This window comes from Armatimonas rosea, from assembly GCF_014202505.1.
Classification (GTDB): domain Bacteria; phylum Armatimonadota; class Armatimonadia; order Armatimonadales; family Armatimonadaceae; genus Armatimonas; species Armatimonas rosea.
On sequence record NZ_JACHGW010000001.1, the window covers coordinates 19,580 to 40,981 of the forward strand.

Genomic DNA, 21,402 nt, shown 5'->3' on the forward strand with positions numbered 1-21,402 from the left:
TATATCCCGCTAGGCAGCCCAGCGGAGTGCGGTTCTCAGCGCCTCGGTGGCGGACGCATGGGTTGTGGTGCTTAAAAAGGCCGCGACATCGTGCTCGGCCAGGGGGCGCTGGAAGTGATAGCCTTGGCCCAACGCGCAACGCATGGAGCGCGCAAGCTCGCGCTGGGCGGCGGTCTCGATCCCTTCTGCCACGATCAAGAGATCCAGTGCCTGCCCCGCAGAGACCATTGCCCGGAGGAGTGCTTGGTTGCGCTGGGCACGCACGGGGAGCGCATCGGTGGCGCTCCAGAGAAACGAGCGGTCGATCTTCAGGGCATGGATAGGGAGCTCACTCAGGGCCGAGAGCGACGAGTACCCGATCCCAAAGTCGTCGAGCACCAGTGCCACGCCTGCATCGTAGAGCTCCTGTAGCTGCGGCAGGACGGACTCACGCCCCAGCGCAAAGATACTCTCCGTTACCTCCAGCACGAGCTTATCGGGGGGGAGGCCGGTCTGCTCCAGAGTGGCGAGTACCTCGCGGGTAAAGTGAGGAGCCTGAAGCTGTGCCACGGAGATATTCACCCCCATGCTGAGGTGCGGAGCAAGCTGCCGCCACCGAACCGCACAGTGGCACGCCTGGCGCAGGAGCTGGAACCCCAGCGGGACAATCAGACCTGTCTCTTCCGCAATCGGTATGAACTGATCGGGAGGGATATTGCCATGGGTAGGGTGCTGCCAGCGTGCCAGTGCCTCCAGCCCCACCACAGCTCGTGACTCCAGCAGAAAGAGAGGCTGGTAGGCCAGGGTGAGCTGCTCCCGCTCGATAGCAACCCGCAGGGCGTTCTCCAGCTCAAAACGAAGGCGAGTCTCCTGCTCCATCTGCGCATCAAAGACACAAGCACGGCCACGGCCACGGGTCTTGGCGGCGTACATGGCGATATCGGCGTTGCGCAGGAGCCCGGTTGCTCCCTGGTCGCTGCCCAAGGAGATACCAATGCTTGCGGAGAGATAGATCCGCTCCGTCAGCTCAAGCGGCAGAGACAGAGGCAGCCTGATCTGCTCCTGAACCCGCTCCGCCAGTGCCCAGGCTTCGTCGTGGGTTGCGTCCGGGCGCAGAAGCACCGTGAACTCATCGCCGCCCAGCCGGATGACATCGCCGCGTGCGCCCACACTCTGCCGGAGCCGCTTTGCCACCTCCACCAGTACTTGATCCCCCATGGGGTGCCCAAGGTTATCGTTGATGGCCTTGAAGTTATCGAGATCGAGAAAGAGCAAGAGGCGCTGTGCGCTCCGTGGGTCTTTCTCCAGAATCTTGGAGAGATAGGCACGATTGGGGAGCTGGGTGAGGGGGTCGTGGTGCGCCTCGTGGATCAGCTGGCGCTCCGTACTCTTGCGCTCCGTGATATCGACCCAGACCCCCACCGCACGGCCGTAGCCCGGAGTCTGCTGCTCCAGCTCGATCGACTCCTGCACCCAGAGCACTGAGCCATCGGTCTGGATGAGCTCGAACTCGCGGGTCACCGAGGAGAGATTCGCCGCCAAGGCTTCGTCGATTATCCGGCACCCCTCACGCTGCGCCTCGGCGGAGCGTGCCCAGAAAAGGTCCTCCGCATAGCTGTGGCCTTCCTGCCGGGGAATGCTCAGCCAGGTATGGGCCGCCTCTTCATTCAAGACGGTTGTCTTCCAGAGCCCGGGGATGAAGTCGGCGTACCAGAGCAGATAGCGCCCCCGACGGAGTGCATAGTCTAGGGAAGAGCCTAGGGAGGGAGGGACGGCACTACTCATAAAACGTGACTATCTATGGTTAAGATATCGGCAGGCACGCTGATTTTAATGAGGCTACCGCTTTGCAAGCAGTTGTATACTGAGGACATGATGCCTCTGATAGCCATTACGTCGCTCCAAACACCCCCACTGGTCACCGATGCCAAGCTCGCGGCACTTCCCGCACACCCGCGCTTGCTGGCGACCAAGGCCGAGCTGGAAGCGGCCAAGCGCAAGCCCGAGAACAAGGCGTTTTTAGACGGCCTACTCGCCCGCGCCGAGACCTTGAGTAAGAAGCCCGTCGTGCTACCCGAGCGCGGGGGGCAGTGGCCGCACTGGTACGCCTGCAAGACCCACGGCGCACGCCTCAAGACCGAGTCGCCCACGCGCCATGTCTGTCCGGTCGATGGGCAGGTCTACACGGGCTGGCCCTACGACGATGTCCCGCTCCTGGCGGAGCACAACGACTGGGCCAGCGCACTGCGCGACCTCGGGCTGGCCTACCAGCTCAGCGGCGAGCGACGCTACGCACAGAAGGCGCGGGAGATCCTGCTCGCCTACGCCGTCAAGTACCCCGGCTACGCCTACCACGACAAAGACGGTAAGACCGGCACGGGTGGCGGTAAAGTGGGGCCGCAGACCCTCGACGAAGCAGTCTGGCTGATCCCGATGGCGCAGGGGGCCGACCTAGTCTGGGAGACCCTCTCCGAGAGCGAGCGCGCCACCCTCAAGACCGACCTCTTCTTCCCCGCCGCCGAGGTCATTCGCAAGCACAAGATGGGGGTCCACAATATCCAGTGCTGGAAGAATAGCGCGGTCGGGCTGGTGGCGCTGCTCTACGGCGACAAGGCGCTCCTCGCCGAAGCCATCGACGATCCCGAGCGTGGGCTGCAGCGCCAGCTACGCGAGGGAATCACCGACGATGGCCCGTGGTACGAGGGGGCGTGGAGCTACCACTTCTACACGATGAGCGCCCTCGCGCCGCTGATGGAGGCGGGCTACCACGCCGGGCTCCCGCTCTACTCGGGGACGCTCGGGGAGCGCTACAAGAAGCTCTATCTCGCCGCGATCCGCATGGCCCTGCCCGGCGGTCAGCTCCCCGCCTTCAACGACTCCAACGCCGCCACCGCGATGAGCAACCCGCTCTACGAGACCGCGTTCGTACGCTTCCAAGACCCCCAGCTCGCCCTGCCCCTGACCACCAGCCCGCGCAAGACCCTCCCCGCGTTCTTGGCCGGCGCTCCCCCACTTCCCGCAACAGCCAGCCAGACACTCCCCTCCGAGGTCTTTGCGGCGGTGGGCTATGCCTACCTCCGTGCACCCGGCGCGACCCTGATCCTTAAGTACGGCCCCCACGGCGGCGGCCACGGCCACGCCGACAAGCTCAACACGGTCTTCTTTGCGGGCGGGAAGACGCTCCTCGATGACCCGGGGACCAGTGTCTATGGCATTCCTGCCCACCTCGGCTGGTACAAGACCACCCTGGCGCACAACACGTTTGTACAGGCCGAGACCAACCAAGCTCCCGCCACAGGAAGGCTCCTGGACTTCAAGACCGGCACGGGCTGGGCCGCCGCCCTCGCCGATGCCGGGGCCGCCTACGAGGGCACCACTCTCCAGCGCGCCGCGTTTCTGCTGGGCAGCGACACCGCAGTCTTCGTGGACCACGCCGAGCAAAAAGCCCCCGGCCTGCTCGACCTCGCGATCCACCCCAGCTTCGAGCCCAAGAGCTGGCTGATGCAACCGGGAGACGTGCAGAGCTTGCCGGACAAACCAGGCTACCGCTACCTGCAAGCCGCCAAGCAAACCAGCAGCTTTTCATCCTACACCGACTCGTCGGGGTTTGCCCTCTCGCTCGTCCCGCTGACTACCCCCACCCGCTACGTGATCGCGACCGGGATGGGCAAGAGCAGCGAGGACCGTGTCCCGATCCTCCTGGCACGCACCGTGGAAAAGAGCGCACGCTGGGTCTGGGCAATCGCGCCCCGTGGGACCACTCTCACGGCCCGCACCCGCGGCGAGGAGGTCCTTGTCGAGGTAAACACGCCGGGCAAGAGAAGCTGGCAGCTCCGCGTGACAGCCACGACGCTCGACGTAAAATAAAAAAGCAACCTTTCCAAATTTGTAACGTCTGCACCGGAGGAAACCAAAATGCTCTATCAAGTTCTGTTCACGGTGGGAGGGTTAGGACTGCTCGTACAAGCGGTCCTTGGCTCCGCACACCATGATGGCGATGCCACCAGCGACAGCGGACACAGCGGGCACAGCGACCACTCGCTCCCCGACGACGGTGGGCATTTCTGGCTTCTCTTTCTCTCGCCCCTTCGCCTCTTTGGCTTTAGCCTGGGTATGGGGGGCGCAGGACTGGCTCTGGAGAGCGCCCTCAAGCTCCCCCCCGTCTTGGTCTTTGGGCTGGCCCTGCTCGCGGGCTGGCTGTTCTACCGCGCCGTGATCAAGCCGCTCATGGCCCTTGTCCTGCACTTTGCCAGCAAGCCCGCCACGATGCTCTCCGGAGCAGTCGGGCAAGAGGCAACCGCGGACAGTCGCTTCGATGCAACCGGGCGAGGCATTATCACCTTAGTGGTGGACGGGCACCTTGTGCGCCTGCTGGCAACTCTGGAGGGCTCGCCCGAAGCCGTCGAGGCGGGCGAGAAGCTCGTGGTGATTGCGATCGACATGCGGCGCAATACCGCGACCGTGGCAAAGCTATGATCTACCAGAGCTTGTTTACGATTGGCCTCCTCGGCATCCTGGTGATGAGCCTCTCGGGGCTACGCGGCGGACGCGGGGGGCGTGTGCGGGGCCGAGGCCGGGCGCACGCAAGAGGCCGCGGCCGTGGCAAAGGCGCGGTCGGAGGCTCGCTGCTCGATGCACTGGTGGGCCTGCTCTCCCCGATGAACCTCTTTGCGATCTGCCTCGGAGCCGGGGCGGTCGGGATGCTCACGGGGCGCTGGTGGTGGGCCTTGCTGGGAGGCATTGTCTTCTGGAAGCTGATCGTAGAACCTCTGGAGCAGCTCGTGATGCGCTTCGCCTCAGAGCCCGCCCAGAACCTAGAAGGGGCCCGCGCCACCGAGGCGATTGTCCAGAGCCGGTTTGACTCCCAAGGACAGGGCATGGTGAGCATCACGGTAGATGGTCAGCTCCGGCGCGTCTTGGCCACCCTGGCCGAGACCGAGGAAAACCCCCGTTCCCTCCAAGTGGGCGAGAGAGTTGTCGTTGTGGATGTAGACCCGAGGCGAAACACCTGCCGTATCGCCCGGCTCTAGATAGGTTTTAAAGAAAGAAAATAGGAAAGCAAGATGCCTCTAGGGCTCATTATTCCAATTGTCGTGGTGGTTGCCATACTGCTGATTCTTGTCAGTGTGGGCCAGTTTCTTACCACGGTCGATGCCGGTACGATCCGCATGGTGACCGGGTGGCGCGGGAGCACGAGTATCTTCCGTGGCCCCGGCAAGGCGTTTGAGATCCCCATCCTCACCACGGGGACGACCATTCCCTCCAAGGCGATCAATATCGACCTGGATATCTCCGACCAGACCGCGGACATGGGCAGTGATGGGATTCCCCGCCCGATCAAGGTGCGCGTGCTTGCCAGCGCCATTGTCTCGGTGGGCGACTCCAACGAGATGATCATGACCGCGGCCAATAAGTTCTTTGCCAAGAACATGGAGGAGCAAAACGGGATTCTCTCCGACCTGCTGACCTCCACAGGCCGACGTGCGATCAACCTGCTCAACCACGATGAGCTCTTCTCCGCGGGGGGGACGGGCACGGCGGGGCCGGAGGAGGACGACCGCCTGGCGATTATCATCAAGGGCGCGTGCTCCCGTGAGCTCCAGGACCTCGGGCTGGTGTTTAACTCGCTCAACATTAAAGAGGTCCAGTCCGAGGTGGCGGAGGCGCGCCGCCGCCAGTCCGCGGTCGAGGCCAAGGCCAACGCCGATATTGTCGCCGCGGATCAAGAGCGCCGCGCCAAAGAGGCACAGCTCCAGGCCGAGCAAGCGGTCAACGACAAGCAGCGTGATCTCGAGCGCCGCAAGGCCGAGAACGCCGCCGCGATCTCACAGGCCGAGGCCGAGCGCCAGAACTCGCTTGCCATCCAGCGTGAGGCCGAGCTCCGCGCCACCCTGATCGCCCAGGCCAACGCCGACCTTGCCAAGGCCCGTGTCGATGCCGAGGGCGAGGCCATGCGCAAGCGTGTCGCCGCGGAGGCCGATGCCGCCAAGATGAAGATCAACGCCGAGGCAGAGGCCAACCGCGTGACCATCACCGCGGGCGCTGAGGCAACTCGCACCAAGATCGCCGCTGAGGCAGAGGCAGAGCGCACCCTCAAGATCGCACAGGCCGAGGCAGAGGCCGAAGCGGTGAAGATTCGTGCGGTCGGGCAGGCGCAGGCCGAGGCGATCCGTGCGGTCAACGAAGCCATTCAGCAGGGCGGCAATGCCTACCTGAGCCTCAAGCAGCTGGAGATGACCCCGCAGATCACCGCCGAGATCGCCAAGGCGCTCGCACAGGCCAAGATGGTCAATATCAGCGGCGGCGGGGGCGGCGGCAGCGCGGCGGGCGACACAGCCAGCCAGCTCACCGGAATCGTCCAGAGCCTCCTCGCCACCCGTCTGATCGGCGATCAGCTCCAGTCCGACCAGAAGCAAAACACGACTCCCAGCGAGTAGTCCCTGCAAAAGCTCCCCCGCACGCACCGGCGTGCGGGGGAGCTTTCTTATTTCTAGAGGCGGCTGACGGTGGCGGCGATATCGATCATGCCCTTGCCGAGGTTGCCTTTGTAGGCGGGGTTAAACTTATCCACGGAGCGGGCAGAGCTGAGGATCGCGTCTTTGGTGTTGGCAGGAAGAAACTCGGGGTGGAGGGACTGGACCAGCGCGGCCTCGCCGGTGACAAAGGGCGCGGCAAACGAGGTGCCGGCCCAGGTGGCGTAGCCGCCGCTCAGGTAGGTGCTGCGAATCTCCACACCGGGCGCAACCACCGAGACCGAGCGGTTGTAGTTGGAGAACGGGGCCTTGATATTGTTGCTGTCCACGGCCCCCACGACAACCACTTCCTTGCGCGACGACGGGTACTGGGTCTCGCTGGTGCCGTTGTTGCCTGCGGCGACAATGCAGGTCATCCCCGCCGCCTCGGCAGCGTCCATGGCATCGTCGATTGTCTTGGAGCGCACCGACGAGGTCAGGCTGAGGTTGGCGACCTTTGCGCCGCTCCGCAGTGCGTACTGAATCCCCTTGGCAACATTGAGTGCGCTCCCGAGCCCATCGGCGTTGAGCACACGAATCGGGAGGATCTGGGCATCGGGGGCGATCCGGGCGATGATCCCGGCGACCATGGTCCCGTGCCCCATCGCGGCGTTGGTTAGCCCGTCGTAGGACTCACCGGGGAGGTACGCCGGGTTGAGGACGTTCATTCCCAGTAGGCAGTGGCCCTGGAGGAGCGGGTGCGATGTGTCCAGGCCCGTGTCTAACACGGCAACCAGCACGCCCGCGCCCCGGGTTCGCGCCTGCGCCAGCCCCAGGTTGACCTGTCGTAGCGGGCTGGAGTCGGTGTAGACCCCGAGCGGCGCGGTCCACTGGGCCAAAAACCCCGCATCGGCGGCGGCAAAATCGAAGGCAAGATGGACCGGGTCGCCCTTGATCTCCGGGTTGAGCAAGAACGTATCCACCTCGGCAAAGACCAAGCGCGAGTCGGTGTTGAGGAGCGTGGCAAAGCTCGCCTCGGTCTGGCCTGCGGGCACGGTCAGGCTATAGACCGCAGTCCCCGGCACCTGGTCGTCCACTTTTACCCGGTAGGTATTGGCGATCGCGCTAATCGAGACCCCTGGCTTGGTCTTCACCAGGACATGCCCTAGGATAGTTCCATCCGCCCACCCCATGCGCGCGAGGAGCAGGAGAAAACTCAGTGTAAGAATTGCCTTAAGTACGTTCATTGTTCTTTACCATTCTGACCGGTGGCTACCGCGAGCCGATCACACAAAACGGTGCCCAGTAGTACGGGTGCGGAAGCTCCGCACGTAGCGTTGTCTGTGCACGACGAAGCGCGGCGCTGGGGGTCTCCCCCGCCAGCAGTGCCTCATAAAACAACCCCATCAGCCGCGCCGTCGCGGTATCGTCGGCGGGCCAGAGGCTCACCGCCAGGGACTTGACCCCTGCGGCCAAGAAGCCCCGCACCAGCCCAAAGAGCTCGTCACCGGGCGCCACATCCGAGACCCCGGTCCGGCAGGCCGAGAGCGTGACCAGCTCGGCGTCCAGGCGCATCCCATAGAGATCGCGCGCCAGCAGCCAGCCATCGGCGAAGCGCAGGCCGGAGAAGAGCGGGTTGTCGGCGCGGAAGAGGCCGTGGGTCGCCAGGTGGAGCAGGCGCTTGCCGGGGGCGTGCTGCAGGAAGGTCGCCAGGGTCGCCTCCGGCCCACAGACCGAGATCGCATCGGGGAGGAGCGCGGTGAGCTGCGCCAGCTCCTGGGCCACCTGGGCGATTCCGGGCTCGGGAACCCCCAAGAGGAGCAGGCGATTGTCGAGCGCGAGGCGGGGCCGCTGCTGGAGCGTGTGCCAGAGCGAGGCGCTGGGGGCCAGGGTCAGCTCCCAGCGCTCCAGCGCCGGGCCGGTGCCATCGTGGAGCGCGTGGAACGGCACCCGGTGCAGGGGGCCTTGCGGGACGATCACCAGCTGCGTGATACCTGTCAGCGGCCCCAGCGGTCGCAGGAGCTGGTCGTAGAGGAGCCCGAGGACCTGCTGAATCCCCGCTTGTGGCAGCGACTCTCCCCCGTGCTCGGCATCGGTGGCGGCGGTCTGGAGGTAGAAGCGCAGGCGGCGCAGGTTTGTCTCCAGCGCCGCGGTCGTGCAGAGGTGCGCGACAAAGCGCACGCCCTGGGTTGTCAGGACAAAGGCCCCCAGCTCTCCCCGGTGCAGGTAGTACTCCACCAAGCACTGCTCTGGACACAGGCTCTGGGCGAGAAGCGCGATAGGAACGGTCGGGGCGAGGGCACTGGCGCTGGCGGGCTGGCTGAGCTCAGCCTCGCGCAGGAGCTGGCGGTAGGAGTGCTCCAGGCCCTTGAGCTGCCCCGCGCTGGCTAGAGTCAGGCGGCGCGCCTCGCTGTCGCCTAGGACAATCTCACGGTGGTAGGCCCGGCTGAGCTGTGCCCGGAGCGCGCTCAAGCGGCCCTGGAGCTCTTGGGGCAGCACGGGGACACTCTCCTCCACCGCGGCCAGAACACGCTCCAGCAGGAGCCGGGAGCGAGAGCGCTCGACTTGCTCCAGTGCCTCGGCGACACTCTCGGGGGTTCCCTGCTCCAGCAAGAGCGCCACCAGCGCCTCGTAGACCCCGAGCTTGTCTTGTAGGAAGGCTGTGTGGAAGTCCTCCTGTGCCAGGTGGCCCCGGACGGTCTCCAGCGCCGCGACACTGGCACGCAGGTAGCGCAGGGCGGTGCGGGTCTTTCCTGCGGCCGCGGCATGGTTTCCAAGGGCGAGCAGGGCCCGGCACTCCAGCCAGCCGCGCCCGGTCTGCTGCGCGGTGCGCCGGACGCGCTGGAGGCGCCCTGGCTGGCTGGGGCCGAGCGTATCCAGCACGAGCGCTGCCTCCGCCGCCCAGCCTTGGAGGCCTGCCTGAGCGAAGGCGCGCGCCGCGGCTCGGGCCATGCGCCGGGCCTCATCGGCTTGGCCTTGGAGCAAGGCGAGGCGAGCCCGCAGGAGCTGGGCATGGGCACGCTGGGGCGCGACCTGCTGTTGCTCGAAGATCGCCTCTGCCCGGTTCAGGTCCGCGCTCGTCTCCGGTGCCAGCGGCTGGGTCGCGGCGCGCCCGAGACGGGCGCGGGCCTCGTCGTAGTCGAGGGGGAGTTCGACAAAGACCGCCAGCGCCTGCTCGTAGCACTCGCGTGCCTCGGGGGCCAGGTTCAGGGTTCGGTAGACATCGCCCGCATCGATCGCGTAGCGTGCCGCATCGTGGAGCCGCCCCTGCTCCGCAAAGCGCGCCCGCGCCTGGTTCAGCGCCGCCAGCGCCGCCACCGAGCGCCCGGAGACATGGTGCACAAAGCCGATATTGGCCTCGACTGTCGCGGCCTCGACAAGCTGCTCGGTCTCTAAGAACGCCGCCCGTGCCTGCTCGTAGAGGGCCAGGGCCTCGTCGGTGCGGTCAAGAAACGTCAGGGCGAGCGCGGTATTGGTCCAGACATGGGGCAGGAGAAACGCAGCGTTGGCCGAGCTTGCGAAGCGCTCTGCGGCCCGCTCGAAGCAGGCCAGTGCCTCGGCATAGCGGTCCCGGCGGTAGTGCAGGCCCCCGAGATTGAAGACTACTTTTGCTGCGGCCTCGCTCGCCCCAACAGCCTGGAGCGCGCTCTCCAGCGCCAGTGCCAGCGCCTCGGCCTCGTCGTAGCGGCCCAGCATCCCCAGAGAGTCGATACTTCCCACCTGCACGAGCGCCGCCTGGGTTGTGTCCCCAAGGGCATAGGCGAGCGCGGCGGCGGCGGAGAAGGCCTCGACAGCCTCGGCGTGGCGGGAGAGCGCGCGCAGTGCTTGCCCACGGATGCGGTGGGCAAGCGGTGTCGCCTCCACGCCCAAGGCCTCGTCGGCGAGGCGGAGCGTCGCCGCAGGGTCCGTGGAGAGGAGCCCCAGCGCCTGCTGTAGCAGCTCGCTCACACCCCCTCCAGCGTGAGCTCGGGGACGAGCAGCTCGGTGTTGGGGAGGCGCACGGCGAGGCGGTAGGTTCCCGCCGCCACGGCCCCAAAGTGGAACTCCTGGTTCTCGGTGTGGGCGGTCTGGGCGTTGCCTTGCGCTCCCACCATCAGCACCGCCTCGGGGGAGAGAAAGTCTTGGGTCGCGCGGTCGTAGACCTGACCAATCAGGTACCAGGGCTCCACGGCCTCCACCTCGGTCGCCTCGGCCCAGAGCCGAATCTCGTACTCGCCCGCATCGTAGCGTAGCTGAATGCCTTCGTCGCTGCCCCGTGCTCCCACGGCCTGCTGCAGGCGGGTATCGCGCAGGAGCGTGGCGATCCAGAGAGGCCGCTCGCGTGCCTCCAGCCGTGCCGCGGCTAGCTCCCGAAGCGCCCGCCGGGTTGTCTCAGCCAGGCCAGGAGCCGCTACCTGAGAGAACGCCGCCAGCGTCCGCCCAATCCAAGCCTGCTGCGCCGTGCACGCCGCGCAGCCACTCTCCAGGTGTGCCTGAAGCTCCGCCGCACGCGCGGGGGTTGTGCGCGTCTCGGCTAGGTCGAGCCAGTCTTGTAGGGAAGGACAGTGTGTCATAGGGTTAGTATTCCCGCGGATCGGTTTAAAGAATGCATCTCTACCTCGAAGAAATACACTCGGGTCAATTTATTTGTGCGGACCGGGCCTGCACCAACGATCAAGTGATGCAGCTCCCTGAGAAGCTGCACCACTTGATCGTCTTCCACCAGCCCACCAAGGAGCTTAGCGGAAGTTTGCGGTTACCGACGTGTCCTTGGTGATGGTCACCGCGATGGGATTCGTGGTTCCCGAGACCGCTCCAGACCAGCCCAGCCAGGGGGAGCCTGAGGCGGGAGTGGCGGTCAGGGTGACCACGGTTCCGGGAGCGTAGGTGCTGGCCGCGGGGCTTGCCGTGATGGTTCCCTTGCCGTTGGTCACCAGGGTCAGCTTGTACTTGGTGGTGCTACCACCACCGCCGCCGCCTCCACCGCTGTTTCCTCCCAGACCGGTCTTGATGGTAACCGCCATGCTTGCCTGTCCTCCCACCGAGTTCCAGACAGTGACCGTTGTCGGCGGGGTGTCGAGGAGGATCGAGCCCTTGAAGACTCCCAGCTCAAACTGCATCGTCCCGAAGGGGCCATTGGCATCGCCGTAGGTCAGGACACTGTTGGCGTAGGTGGTGGTTGCCTGCACCTTGAGCATCTTCGTGTCGAGCATGTAGTCCGCCTGGGTGATCACGACCGTGGGGATAGGGACCACAAAGACGGTTGCGCTAACTGTGGAGCCGTTGTAGGTCGCCTTCAGGGTGACGCCCTTGCGGCCTGGAACCACGACCGTGGTCGCGTTGATTGTCGTGCTGTAGGTGCCGTAGGGGACGGTCACCGTTGCGGGAACCTGCAGGGTCGCGGGGTCGCTGCTGGTGAGGGTAATGACCGCACCGGCCGCCGCACGGGGGAAGTTATTGAGCGTGACCGTCACGGGCATGGTCTGACCGCCCACGGTCTCGGGGCCGCTCACACTGCTCAGCGCGACAACGGGGGCAGGGCTCAGGGTAACACTCCCCGAGATCGTGGTTCCTCCCATGGTCGCGGTGATCGGAACCACGGTAGTGGTCGTGACCGATGCCGTGGTGATGGCAAAGCTCAGGGTCGTATAGCCCTGGAGGAAGTTCAAGGCCGCCGGGACACTCACCAGCGACGGGTTCCCGCTGGTCAGGGCCACACTCGCTCCGCCCAGCTGGGCAGGAATATTGAGCGAGGCGGTTCCCGTGGTGTTGAAGCCGCCCTCCACCGGGTTGGCCACCAGCGATGCCAGCTTGACCACGGGGGTGAGGGTCAGTGCGGTCGCGCGGCTCACGGTTCCATCGGTGGCGTAGAGCTTCAGGCTCGCCGGTGTTGTCAGCGTGGCACCATCCGTCGGTACATTAAAGGTCGCGGTGGTCTCGCCCTCAGGGATGACAATCGAGGCGGGAGTGGGCACCAGAGCGGTCGCGGTGCTCAGGAACTGGATACTCACGCCGCCCGCAGGAGCAGGGCTACCAAGTGTCACCTGGCCTTGGAGTGTCGTGCCGGGGGCGACATTGGCCTGGTCCAGGGTGAGCGAGGCCAGCTGCACGGGAGCCGGAGCGCCCGGTGCAAAGACCACGGCGATGGCACCTGCGGGGATCGCGAGGCCGTAGGGATGCGCTCCGTTGTAGGCGTAGCCCACGACATTGCCATTGGCGTCGATTCCCGTCGCCACGGCGTTGGTGTAGCCGGCGGGTAGGAACTGGTTCAGGTCGATCACGCTCTCGGGCGTCCCCGTCCACAGCAGGGCATGGCGCACCGAGCCCGCCGTGTTGGCGGCCCCGACCCAGCCCTCGCCCACTTGCTTGTCGCCGCTCAGCGATGTGATCTTCGAGTCGGTGTAGGCGCTGGGGTGCAGATCGACCACGCTGGAGGCGCTGCCGCTCCAGAGAAGCGCGTGCTGGTGGCTGGTTCCCAGGGCGATATAGCCCCAGCCGCCCTGCTGCGTACCATTCGTACAGCTCGCCTCCGAGGCATCGTAGCCGACCGGGTGCAGGTCCACGGCGCTCGCGGCGGTCCCTGCCCAGCGCATGGCGTGGCTGGTCGTGTGGTAGCCCGCCGCATCGCCGTCCGGGTAGGCAAGCGACGAGACATACCCTACCTCCTCGTTGTCGTCGCAGCCGAGGGCGCGGGAGAAGGGATAGGCAGAGATCGGGTGGAGGTCCACCGCGCTCGCCGCAGAGTCGTGCCAGCACATGGCATGGGAGGCGGTGACAAAGTAGACCTGGTTCTGGGCATAGCCGACCTGCTTGTGGTTGCGCACCCCGAGGCAGTAGGAGAACATGTAGCCGCTAGGGTTCAGGTCCGCGTACGAGGACGACGAGCCATTCCAGACCAAGGCATGCACGCCTCCGCTGAGGCTGGAGTAGCCCCAGCCACCCTGCTGCGTGCCATCGGTGCACATGGCCATGGAGTTGTAGTACAGAGCCGGGTTTAGGTCGATGGAGGTCAGCGCATTGCTCCCCACCGATACCGCATGCGAGGTGCCACCAACCGTGGCGGCCCCGACCTGTGAGCCGCCCGCGGTCCCACTCAGTCGCCCTGAGGTACTGCCCGCAGGGGTGAGATCGTTGTAGTGATACTCTTGCGCAAAGGTCTGTGCCTGCAGAAGCAGCACACTGACCGTCGCAAGAAGGGTTATCAGAGATTTCTTCATTGTCTCGTTCTTTCGTTTAAGATTGCAGCTGGGGAGGATGAGTCCCGCCTGTACAGAGGGAGCAAGACACGAGAAAATACACGCACAGGAAAATTCTTTTTGTCGGAGATTGTGTGATTGCCCTCGACGGTAAACCTCAGGGCTATGGGACGCTTCGCGCCGCCTCGCTTCGCTCGGAATTCTCTTGTACCAACGAGCCTCTTTGTACCGACGAGGCACAAGGCGGCGGCCAAAGGCCTGGATACCCTCTGGGTAAGCCGGACGTTTATCGTTCTGGCGGCTTTATCACACGATTAGAAGTCCAGGGTATGGAGGATCTTCTTGAGGCGCTCTAAACACCGCGCACGCTGCGGACCGATACTGCCCACGGGGATTCCGAGGCGCTCGGCGATCAGGGCATAGGCGAGCGGGGGATCGTCTTTGTAGAGCAGGGTGAGGAGCTCACGGCAGCGCTCCAGGAGCTGGGAGAGCGCCTGGCGCACGAGGTGCTGCTCCTCCAAGGCGATCACACTCGCCTCGGGGAGGGCGGCGTCTTCGGAGTCCGGGAGCTGCTCCAGCGTGCTGGTCTCGGTCTCGGGGAGCTCGGTGAGGCGGCGGGTGCGCTGGCGCTGCACGAGGCGCCAGGACTCACGCTTGGCCGTGGTCACCAGCCACGCCGAGAGGCGGCTCTCTTGCTGGAGCTTGTCGACATGGTTCAGGAGCGCGATAAAGACGGTCTGCGCAACATCCTCCACATCGCTGGCCGAGAGCCCCATCCGGCGCGGGATCGCACAGACCAGCACCTCGTAGCGCGCCACGAGCAGGTCCCACGCCCGCAGCTCGCCCGCGCGGTAGGCACGCAGGAGCTCAGGGTCGGGGGTCTGGGGGGTAAGGCGGCGCATCTCAACACGTTATGCCATAAAAAATTTCTTTTCGCGGGTGTATTTTTACGCTCTGGCTCCCTCTCTGTTGGAGCATGAACGTCAAGCAACTCTTCACCACACTTGCCGTGCTCTCCCTCTCCGTGATGGCGCACGCACAGACCGCCTACCAGGCAATCGACCTCACTCCCTCGGGAGGCACTGCCGCCGCCAATGGGATCTTTGCCGGGCAGGCAGCCGGGAGCCTGACTTCCGCGGGCAGCTCCCATGCCGCTCTCTTCTCGCAAGACGGCACCACGCTCGATCTGCACCCTAGCTTTCTGAATACAGCAACTGTTGTGGGCCGCTCGACCCTGCTGGCACAGGCCGAGGGCTACCAGGTCGGCTCGGGCACGGGCACCGCGACAAACAACCGCCTCGCCGCGCTCTGCTGGACGGGCACTGCGGAGAGCGCATCGGTGCTCTTCGTTCCCTTTGACCACTACGGCGCTCAGGCCAACGCGGTCGGGGGCGGCCAGATTGTGGGGCAGGCGCAGTCCATCACCACCAAGCGCGAGGTGATCTCCTACGGCCCCCAGCACGCCCTGCTCTGGGACGCGGCCTCGGGCGCGGTGACCGACCTGCATCCCGGCGGAAATGGCACCGTGGCGCTGGGCGTGGGCGGCGGCAAGCAGGTCGGCTACGAGATTAAGAGCGAGGCAAGCGCGGTGGTCTGGTCAGGGAGCGCACGCTCGATGGTCTCCCTCCACCCCGCCCCGTACGACGCGTCGGTGGCCAGCGCAACCGATGGCCTCTCCCAAGTGGGCTACGCCGGGGTCGATGTGCAGATCTATGTAGAGAAGCGGGGACGGCGCGTGCGCTTCAACTACGCAATGCTCTGGAGCGGCACGGCCACCAGCTTCCAGACCCTGGATTCGTCGTCGTTCCGCGACACCTACGCCACAGGAGTCTCGGGGAGCGTGATCTGCGGCACCGGGGCGATTGGGATTCCCACGGGGACGATCACGAGCCGCCATGCCATCGCCTGGACCGGTGCAAGCCACACCCTCACCGACCTGCATCGCCTGCTCCCCGCCGGCTTTGCCAGCTCCACGGCGACGGGGGTCGATGCCCAGGGCAATATCTCCGGGACCGCGACCCTGCCCACCGGGGAGCGCCACGCGATTGTCTGGGTGCCCGTTCCTTAGAAGGCGATACAATGGGGGCGATGTCTGTCCCCCACCCCGCTGAACAGGGGATGCGCTCGACGCTGATCGGAATTGGAGTCAATATCTTCCTGGCCATCGGGAAGATGCTTGCGGGGATCTTTGGGCACTCCTACGCTCTGATCGCCGATGCCATTGAGTCCGGCCTCGATGTGCTCTCGTCGATCCTGGTCTACTTCGGCCTGAAGGTCTCGACCCTCCCTGCGGATGAGAACCACCCGCAGGGGCATGGGAAGGCCGAGCCGCTGGCCGCCGTGGTAGTGGCGATCTTCTTGTTTGTCGCGGCCTTTGGGATCGCCTACGAGAGTATCGAGCGCATCCGCACTCCCCACCGCATGCCCGCTCCCTGGACCCTGATCGTGCTGCTGGGGGTGGTTGCGATCAAGGAGGCGCTGGTGCGCTTCTCCCTCAAGGTCGGGGAGGAGACGGGCAGCAACGCGGTCAAGGCCGATGCGCTCCACCAGCGCTCCGACACGATCACGAGCATCTCCGCCTTTGTGGGAATCACGGTCGCCCTGGTGGGCAGCCGCCTCCACCCCGATCCCCGCTGGCCTAGCGCCGATGACTGGGCCGCCCTCATGGCGTCTTTGGTGATCTTCCACAACGGGATCGGTGTCCTGCGGGGCGCCCTCTTTGAGCTCACCGATGCCCACCCCGACCCCGCGCTGGAGGCCGAGGTCCGCCGGGTCGCGCTGACGGTTGAGGGAGTGGAGAACCTGCACAAGTGCTTTATCCGCAAGATGGGCTTTGACTACTATGTCGAGATCGATGTGCGGGTAGACGGCGAGCTGTCGGTCTTTCACGGCCATGAGATCGCCCACGAGGTGCAGGATGCTGTCCGCGCCCAGATCACCGATAAGCGCTTCGCCCGTGTTCTGGTGCACATCGAGCCAGCACTGCCGAAGGAGTGACATCCCCCCGCCGCTTAGACGGCGACCCCCTTCGCCTGAAACCCGCGTTCCGCGGGGCGAAGGGGATTAAGGAAGCCCCCCAACCCCCTTCGCAGCGACGAAGGAGCGAAAAGGCGAAGGGGGTCGCGAGCGGTGCGAGCGGGGGGATGTAGGAATCTGCGCCCTCGCTGGACAACCTAGTGCCATGCATATCCTTGTAACCGGTGCGGGTGGCTTTCTGGGACGGCTGCTGATCGACACCCTCCTTGCCCAGACCGACGCGACCATCACGGCACTCGATGTCGTGCCTCTCTCCTTTGCCAGCGAGCGCGTGACCGCGTTTGTCGGAGATCTCTCTGATGCTGCCTGGCTGGCGGCGACTCTGGCGCAGGTGGCACCGGTCGAGCAGGCCTACCACCTCGCGGCCGTGGTCTCGGGCTCGGCGGAGGCGGACTTCGACCTGGGCTACCGCGCCAACCTAGAGGGGACGCGCAATATTCTGGAGGCTCTGCGCCGCCAGAGCGCCAGCGGCGGCCCCGTTGCCCGGCTGGTGTTCACGTCGAGCGTCGCGGTCTTTGGCGGCAACCTCCCCGAGGTCGTCACCGATGGCACGGTCGCCGCGCCGCAGGGCTCCTACGGGGTGCAGAAGCTCATGAGCGAGTATCTGATCGGGGACTACACCCGCAAGGGGTATGTCGATGGCCGCGCCGTGCGCCTCCCGACCGTGAGTGTCCGCCCCGGTAAGCCCAACGCGGCGCTCTCCAGCTTCGCCAGTGGGATCATCCGCGAGCCGCTCCAGGGAAAGGTCTCCGAGCTCCCCGTCACGCGCGACACCGCGGTCTGGATTCTCTCCCCGGACTCGGCGGTCGCGGCGCTACGCCACACGCTCACCCTTGATCATGAGGTCTTTCACGGCGGAGTCTACGGCCCCGCGGTCAACCTGCCCGGCCTGTGCGTGAGTGTCTCACAGATGCTAGACTCGCTGCTCGAAGTGGGCGGCCCGGAGGCGCTCGCGCTGGTGAAAGATGTCCCCGACCCGCGCGTGACCAAGCTGGTCGCCACCTGGCCCACCAAGTTCGCCCCCGAGCGCGCCCTCGCGCTAGGCTACCGCGCCGACAACGACTTCACCCAGATCGTCCGCACCTTCGCCGCGCGCCTCTAAGCCCCCCATGCAAACCCAGAGCCAGCAAGAAAAAGAGACACCTACCGTCCAGCTTCGGGCGGGAAAGTATATCGCCCAAATGGGACGTATCCTCTTTTTCTTCTGGCTCCTCATGTTGCTGACCTCCCAGTTCCCAAAGACCGAAATCCCGGTCGAAATTATTCTACTCTTCACCCTTGTCATGCTTCCCCCTGCGCTGGCATTTGCTCTCTGGGAGGCGCGCGCGCGGCTCGTGGCCGACGACGACGGTCTGCGCTGGCGGCACTTTGGGCGCTGGCACGCGGCGCGCTGGGACGAGATCGACGACTATTTCTTCCAGGCAAGCGAGCGCGGCGCACGCACGACCAACTGCCTGCGTTTTCGCGACGGGCGCAAGCTAGACCTCTCGTTTACCCTCTGGGGCGACCAGACTGAGTTTCTGGAGCTTGTCACGCAGAAGGCGACTCAGGCAAAATCATCCGGGTGGCTGCTTCGGGGCAAAGAAGGGACGATCACGGGGCGGCATGTCTTTAGCTACAAAAGCCCCAAGCGCACCGAGCGCTTCGAGGCCGATGAGCAGGGCGTGCGCTACTTCGACGGTCACACGCTCCACGAGGCGGCTTGGAGCGAGGTCCTCGCCCTCCACGATCCCCAGCTCATCTTCCAGCGCAATGTCCTCACCCTCGACACCCGCGACTGGAGCGCCTCGTTTTCGTCGGCGCTGAAAGACCACAATCTGCTGCGCGCCATGATCCGCCAGTACGCCCCCCAGATATCCATGGGCCGCCTACGAACACCCCCTCGCGAGCTTCTGATCCCCACCGAGCGCGACAACGGCAAGCGCACCTTCCACTACCAAACAAGATTCTACCGAAGCATGCTTGCACTTCCTTTGCTTACCGGAATTTCTTCCCTGGCCATGGGTATCTGGCTTGCCCTCTTCAGCCATCGCTACGGCCTGGAAGACATGGATAAGGTCTGCGTTGTCCTCAGTGGCTTTGGTCTTTTGTGCCTGGCTATCTGGATTATCGAGCTACGCCGCTTCAAGATCGAGCGGATTATCGTGGACCGCGAGTCGGTGACGTGGATTCATCTGCTAGGGGAGCGGCGGGTGTTCTTCGAGGAGATTCAAGCGATTGAAATAAGCCGGGAGAGCGACACGCTAGTGACCCGCTCCGGCGAGCGCCCGATCCGCTGGCGGCACTCCCTCGCCAATGTCGCCGAGCTACGCGACGAGATCAACCAGCACCTTTCCGCCAAAAACAACGAAGATTCGGTGGCCTGAAAGGCCACATCTGGGCCGCGCTCTGCGCGAAGCGGCCCGGGGCCGCGCCGATTCGGCTTCTCTGCGGGCTCGGCCCGCTTCGCGCTTGCGCGGCTGAGGCGGGGACTTTCAGGCCCCGGCTTAGAGCGATTATTTCTTGAACTTCACCGTCGCGGTGCTGGAGTCCTTGCCCCCCGTGCCCGTGGCGGTGACCTCGGCGGTGAAGAGCAGGCTGGTCAGCTCCTTGGGGACGCGGAGCACGATGGGCTGGGTGGACCAGCGGCCGGTGGCATCGGACTTGGCGGTCACCTCCCCGACCAGCCCGGAGGCCGTGAGGATGCTGGCACGCTTGCCGGTGTAGCGGACGGTCACCTTAATCGTGGCATTGGGCAGGCTGCGCCCCGAGAGCACGACACTCCCCCCGACACTGGCACCGTCTTGCGGCTGGTCGATAATCGGAATCTCCGGTGGCCCCGCCGTGACCGTGATGGCATTGCTCGCCTTCTGGGTGGCGGTGCGCCCACGGGAGTCGGTCACGGTCACGCTCAGCGGCGCGGCGACCAGAACATCCTGCTTCTGCACCGTGTAGCTCCCTACGTAGACCCCCGGCGAGTCCTCTTTGAGCGGCTGGTCCTTCACCTTCGCCCCCAGCGTAAAGGTCGCCTTCGAGCCCGGCGCACCCACGGCCTTGATCGTCAGGACATCGCCAAAGTTCAGCGGGCGGTCCGCGGGCAGCGCGACAACCGAGCTCAGCAGGGCGGTTGGGATCACCGTGAAGCGCCACTCGCGGCTGGTCTCGTTACCGGCGGCATCACGCGCCGTGAGCTTGGCGACCACGGGGCCCTGTGGCAGGTCGGTGGGTGGCTGGTAGGTGAAGTAGGTATCGGTGAAGATCGCGCGGCCCGTGACATCCTCGCCGTTGATCGAGAGCTGCATCTTGCGCGGGTCGATCCCGCTGCCCTGGTCGGCGTAGGTGCCGGTGAAGTTAGGACGTGCATCGGTGAGCTCGCTGCTCTCCGTGGGCGTGAGGGTTCCAATAGTCGGCCCCACCGCATCGATCACAAAGGTCTCCGCGGATGCCACGGTCGGCGACGAGAGCGAGTCGAGGGCCAGGGTCGCCAGCGCGGTGGCGTCCTTGAGCGCGACACCGGCAGGGACCGTGATATTGGCGATATAGCTCCCGGGGCTGGTCTCGACCAGGGGGAGCGCCTCCGCTCCCGCGAGTCCGGGAACCCGAAGTGTCCCCTTGGCGGCCGGGGTTCCGGTGACCGTGAAGGTGATCGTATCGCCGCCCTTGACCCACTTGGGGCTGGCGTTGTGGACCACCTTGAGCACCTCCACCCGCGGCGTGGCGGGCTTCTCTCCCTCGATCACGCTCAGGGCCACGGCACGCTTGCTCACGGGGTTGATCCGCAGGCGCACCCGCTCGCCGGGCTTGACCTCGCTCAGGCTCGACGGGTTGCCGAGCCGCTTGATATCGGCGAGGGTCTCGACCTCGGCGGCGCTTCCCTCCGTAAAGAGCGCGATCCAGTGGTCGCCCAGCGCCTCCAGGCTCTTGAGTACCCCCACCCGCTCGTCGTAGCTCACCTCGATCAGAAACGCCCGCCCGAGGCTATCGCGCTTGATCTGAACGGCATCGCCCGTCTTGAGCGCCGCGAGCTCCTGGCGCACCTGAGGCGCATCGCCCACCTTCACCAGGACGATCACATCCGGGGAGAGGGGCAGCGACTCCGGGAGGCCCGTCGCGGGCTGGACCGTGAGCTTATCGGGCGCCATGGCGGTGAGGGTTCCCGCCACTGGCTCGGTCTTGGTGATAACGGCGGGCGTGTTGAGCTGCAAGGGCTGGGTGGGCGGCGCAGTGCCCCCTCCCGCGTTCTTGATCTCCTCGGGGGTCAGGCCCTTCACGGGGATCACAATGGGCTTCTCTTGGGCGGGTGGCGGCGGCACTTTCCCACCCCCCACTCCCGTGCTGGTCACGGGCTTGGCTCCCACCAGGAGGATCGCCACCAGCCGCGCGTTGGCGTCCCACTTCACATCGGCCCCAAACGCCTCGGAGATAATGCGCAGGGGGAGCATGGTGGTTCCCCCGATATTCTGCGCGGGAGTCGGCAGGCTCTTGGGCTTGCCATTGACATAGCCCACCGACTCGCCCAGCTGCAGCGCGACGGTCGTGGTGCCGCGGGTGGCGGTGATCGTGCGGGTCTTGGGCAAGAACTGCACCGATGCCCCCAGGCTCTCAAAGACCTCGCGCAGAGGCACCAGGATACTGCCATCGGGTGCCTGGATCGGCCCTTGCTTGGGAAACGCCACCGGATTCCCGTTGACCGTCACCGAGATTCCCTGTGCCCAGGTCGCCCCACTCATCATGGCAAGGCTTGCCGCCAGAAACACCTTCTTCATGCCCGGTATTTTACC

At 65.5% G+C, this 21,402-nt stretch carries 15 protein-coding genes; 8 read left to right on the forward strand and 7 right to left on the reverse strand.

Going from position 1 to position 21,402, the window contains the following annotated elements; translation table 11 throughout:
* Nucleotides 1-9 precede the first annotated feature (9 nt).
* Nucleotides 10-1,764 (reverse strand): putative bifunctional diguanylate cyclase/phosphodiesterase, encoded by a 1,755-nt coding sequence (locus tag HNQ39_RS00100; protein ID WP_184191669.1) that lies wholly within the window; start codon nt 1,762-1,764, stop codon nt 10-12.
* Nucleotides 1,765-1,851: 87 nt separating this feature from the next.
* Between HNQ39_RS00100 and HNQ39_RS00105 the strand changes: the two genes are divergently transcribed.
* Genes HNQ39_RS00105 through HNQ39_RS00120 form a run of 4 tightly spaced genes read left to right on the forward strand, consistent with a single transcriptional unit; the run spans nt 1,852 to nt 6,416 of the window.
* Nucleotides 1,852-3,846, forward strand: coding sequence for a heparinase II/III domain-containing protein (locus tag HNQ39_RS00105; RefSeq protein ID WP_184191672.1), 1,995 nt, complete (start codon nt 1,852-1,854; stop codon nt 3,844-3,846).
* 48 nt (nt 3,847-3,894) lie between these two features.
* A complete protein-coding gene (locus HNQ39_RS00110) occupies nt 3,895-4,455 on the forward strand; it encodes a hypothetical protein (RefSeq protein ID WP_184191674.1) in 561 nt (186 codons plus the stop codon).
* On the forward strand, nt 4,452-5,009 hold the full coding sequence (locus HNQ39_RS00115) for a hypothetical protein (RefSeq protein WP_184191677.1): 558 nt from the start codon (nt 4,452-4,454) through the stop codon (nt 5,007-5,009). The genes HNQ39_RS00110 and HNQ39_RS00115 overlap by 4 nt, the downstream gene beginning before the upstream one ends.
* 33 nt (nt 5,010-5,042) lie before the next feature.
* Nucleotides 5,043-6,416, forward strand: coding sequence for a flotillin family protein (locus HNQ39_RS00120; protein ID WP_184191680.1), 1,374 nt, complete (start codon nt 5,043-5,045; stop codon nt 6,414-6,416).
* 53 nt (nt 6,417-6,469) lie between these two features.
* Here HNQ39_RS00120 and HNQ39_RS00125 read toward each other — a convergent pair whose 3' ends face one another.
* From HNQ39_RS00125 to HNQ39_RS00145, 5 genes are all read right to left on the reverse strand, one after another.
* Nucleotides 6,470-7,678 carry a S8 family peptidase gene (locus HNQ39_RS00125; protein ID WP_184191683.1) on the reverse strand — a complete coding sequence of 403 codons (1,209 nt, stop codon included), beginning with the start codon at nt 7,676-7,678 and terminating at the stop codon, nt 6,470-6,472.
* A 25-nt stretch (nt 7,679-7,703) separates the two neighbouring features.
* A complete protein-coding gene (locus tag HNQ39_RS00130) occupies nt 7,704-10,379 on the reverse strand; it encodes a CHAT domain-containing protein (RefSeq protein ID WP_184191686.1) in 2,676 nt (891 codons plus the stop codon).
* A complete protein-coding gene (locus HNQ39_RS00135) occupies nt 10,376-10,984 on the reverse strand; it encodes an anti-sigma factor (RefSeq protein ID WP_184191689.1) in 609 nt (202 codons plus the stop codon). Before HNQ39_RS00135 ends, HNQ39_RS00130 begins: the two co-directional genes overlap by 4 nt.
* A gap of 165 nt (nt 10,985-11,149) precedes the next feature.
* On the reverse strand, nt 11,150-13,627 hold the full coding sequence (locus HNQ39_RS00140; protein ID WP_184191692.1) for an InlB B-repeat-containing protein: 2,478 nt from the start codon (nt 13,625-13,627) through the stop codon (nt 11,150-11,152).
* A gap of 293 nt (nt 13,628-13,920) precedes the next feature.
* On the reverse strand, nt 13,921-14,508 hold the full coding sequence (locus tag HNQ39_RS00145; RefSeq protein ID WP_184191694.1) for an RNA polymerase sigma factor: 588 nt from the start codon (nt 14,506-14,508) through the stop codon (nt 13,921-13,923).
* 74 nt (nt 14,509-14,582) lie between these two features.
* Between HNQ39_RS00145 and HNQ39_RS00150 the strand changes: the two genes are divergently transcribed.
* The 4 genes from HNQ39_RS00150 to HNQ39_RS00165 all read left to right on the forward strand — a co-directional run bounded on the left by HNQ39_RS00150 (nt 14,583) and on the right by HNQ39_RS00165 (nt 19,008).
* A complete protein-coding gene (locus HNQ39_RS00150) occupies nt 14,583-15,674 on the forward strand; it encodes a hypothetical protein (protein ID WP_184191697.1) in 1,092 nt (363 codons plus the stop codon).
* 20 nt (nt 15,675-15,694) lie between these two features.
* Nucleotides 15,695-16,603 (forward strand): cation diffusion facilitator family transporter, encoded by a 909-nt coding sequence (locus HNQ39_RS00155; protein ID WP_221289716.1) that lies wholly within the window; start codon nt 15,695-15,697, stop codon nt 16,601-16,603.
* 184 nt (nt 16,604-16,787) lie between these two features.
* Nucleotides 16,788-17,744 carry a D-erythronate dehydrogenase gene (gene denD, locus HNQ39_RS00160; RefSeq protein ID WP_184191704.1) on the forward strand — a complete coding sequence of 319 codons (957 nt, stop codon included), beginning with the start codon at nt 16,788-16,790 and terminating at the stop codon, nt 17,742-17,744.
* Nucleotides 17,745-17,751: 7 nt separating this feature from the next.
* Entirely contained in the window at nt 17,752-19,008 is a 1,257-nt protein-coding gene (locus tag HNQ39_RS00165) for a hypothetical protein (protein WP_184191707.1), read from the forward strand.
* Between the two features lie 129 nt (nt 19,009-19,137).
* Here the strand turns inward: HNQ39_RS00165 and HNQ39_RS00170 are convergent, their stop codons facing one another.
* A complete protein-coding gene (locus HNQ39_RS00170) occupies nt 19,138-21,387 on the reverse strand; it encodes a copper amine oxidase N-terminal domain-containing protein (RefSeq protein ID WP_184191710.1) in 2,250 nt (749 codons plus the stop codon).
* Nucleotides 21,388-21,402 lie beyond the last annotated feature (15 nt).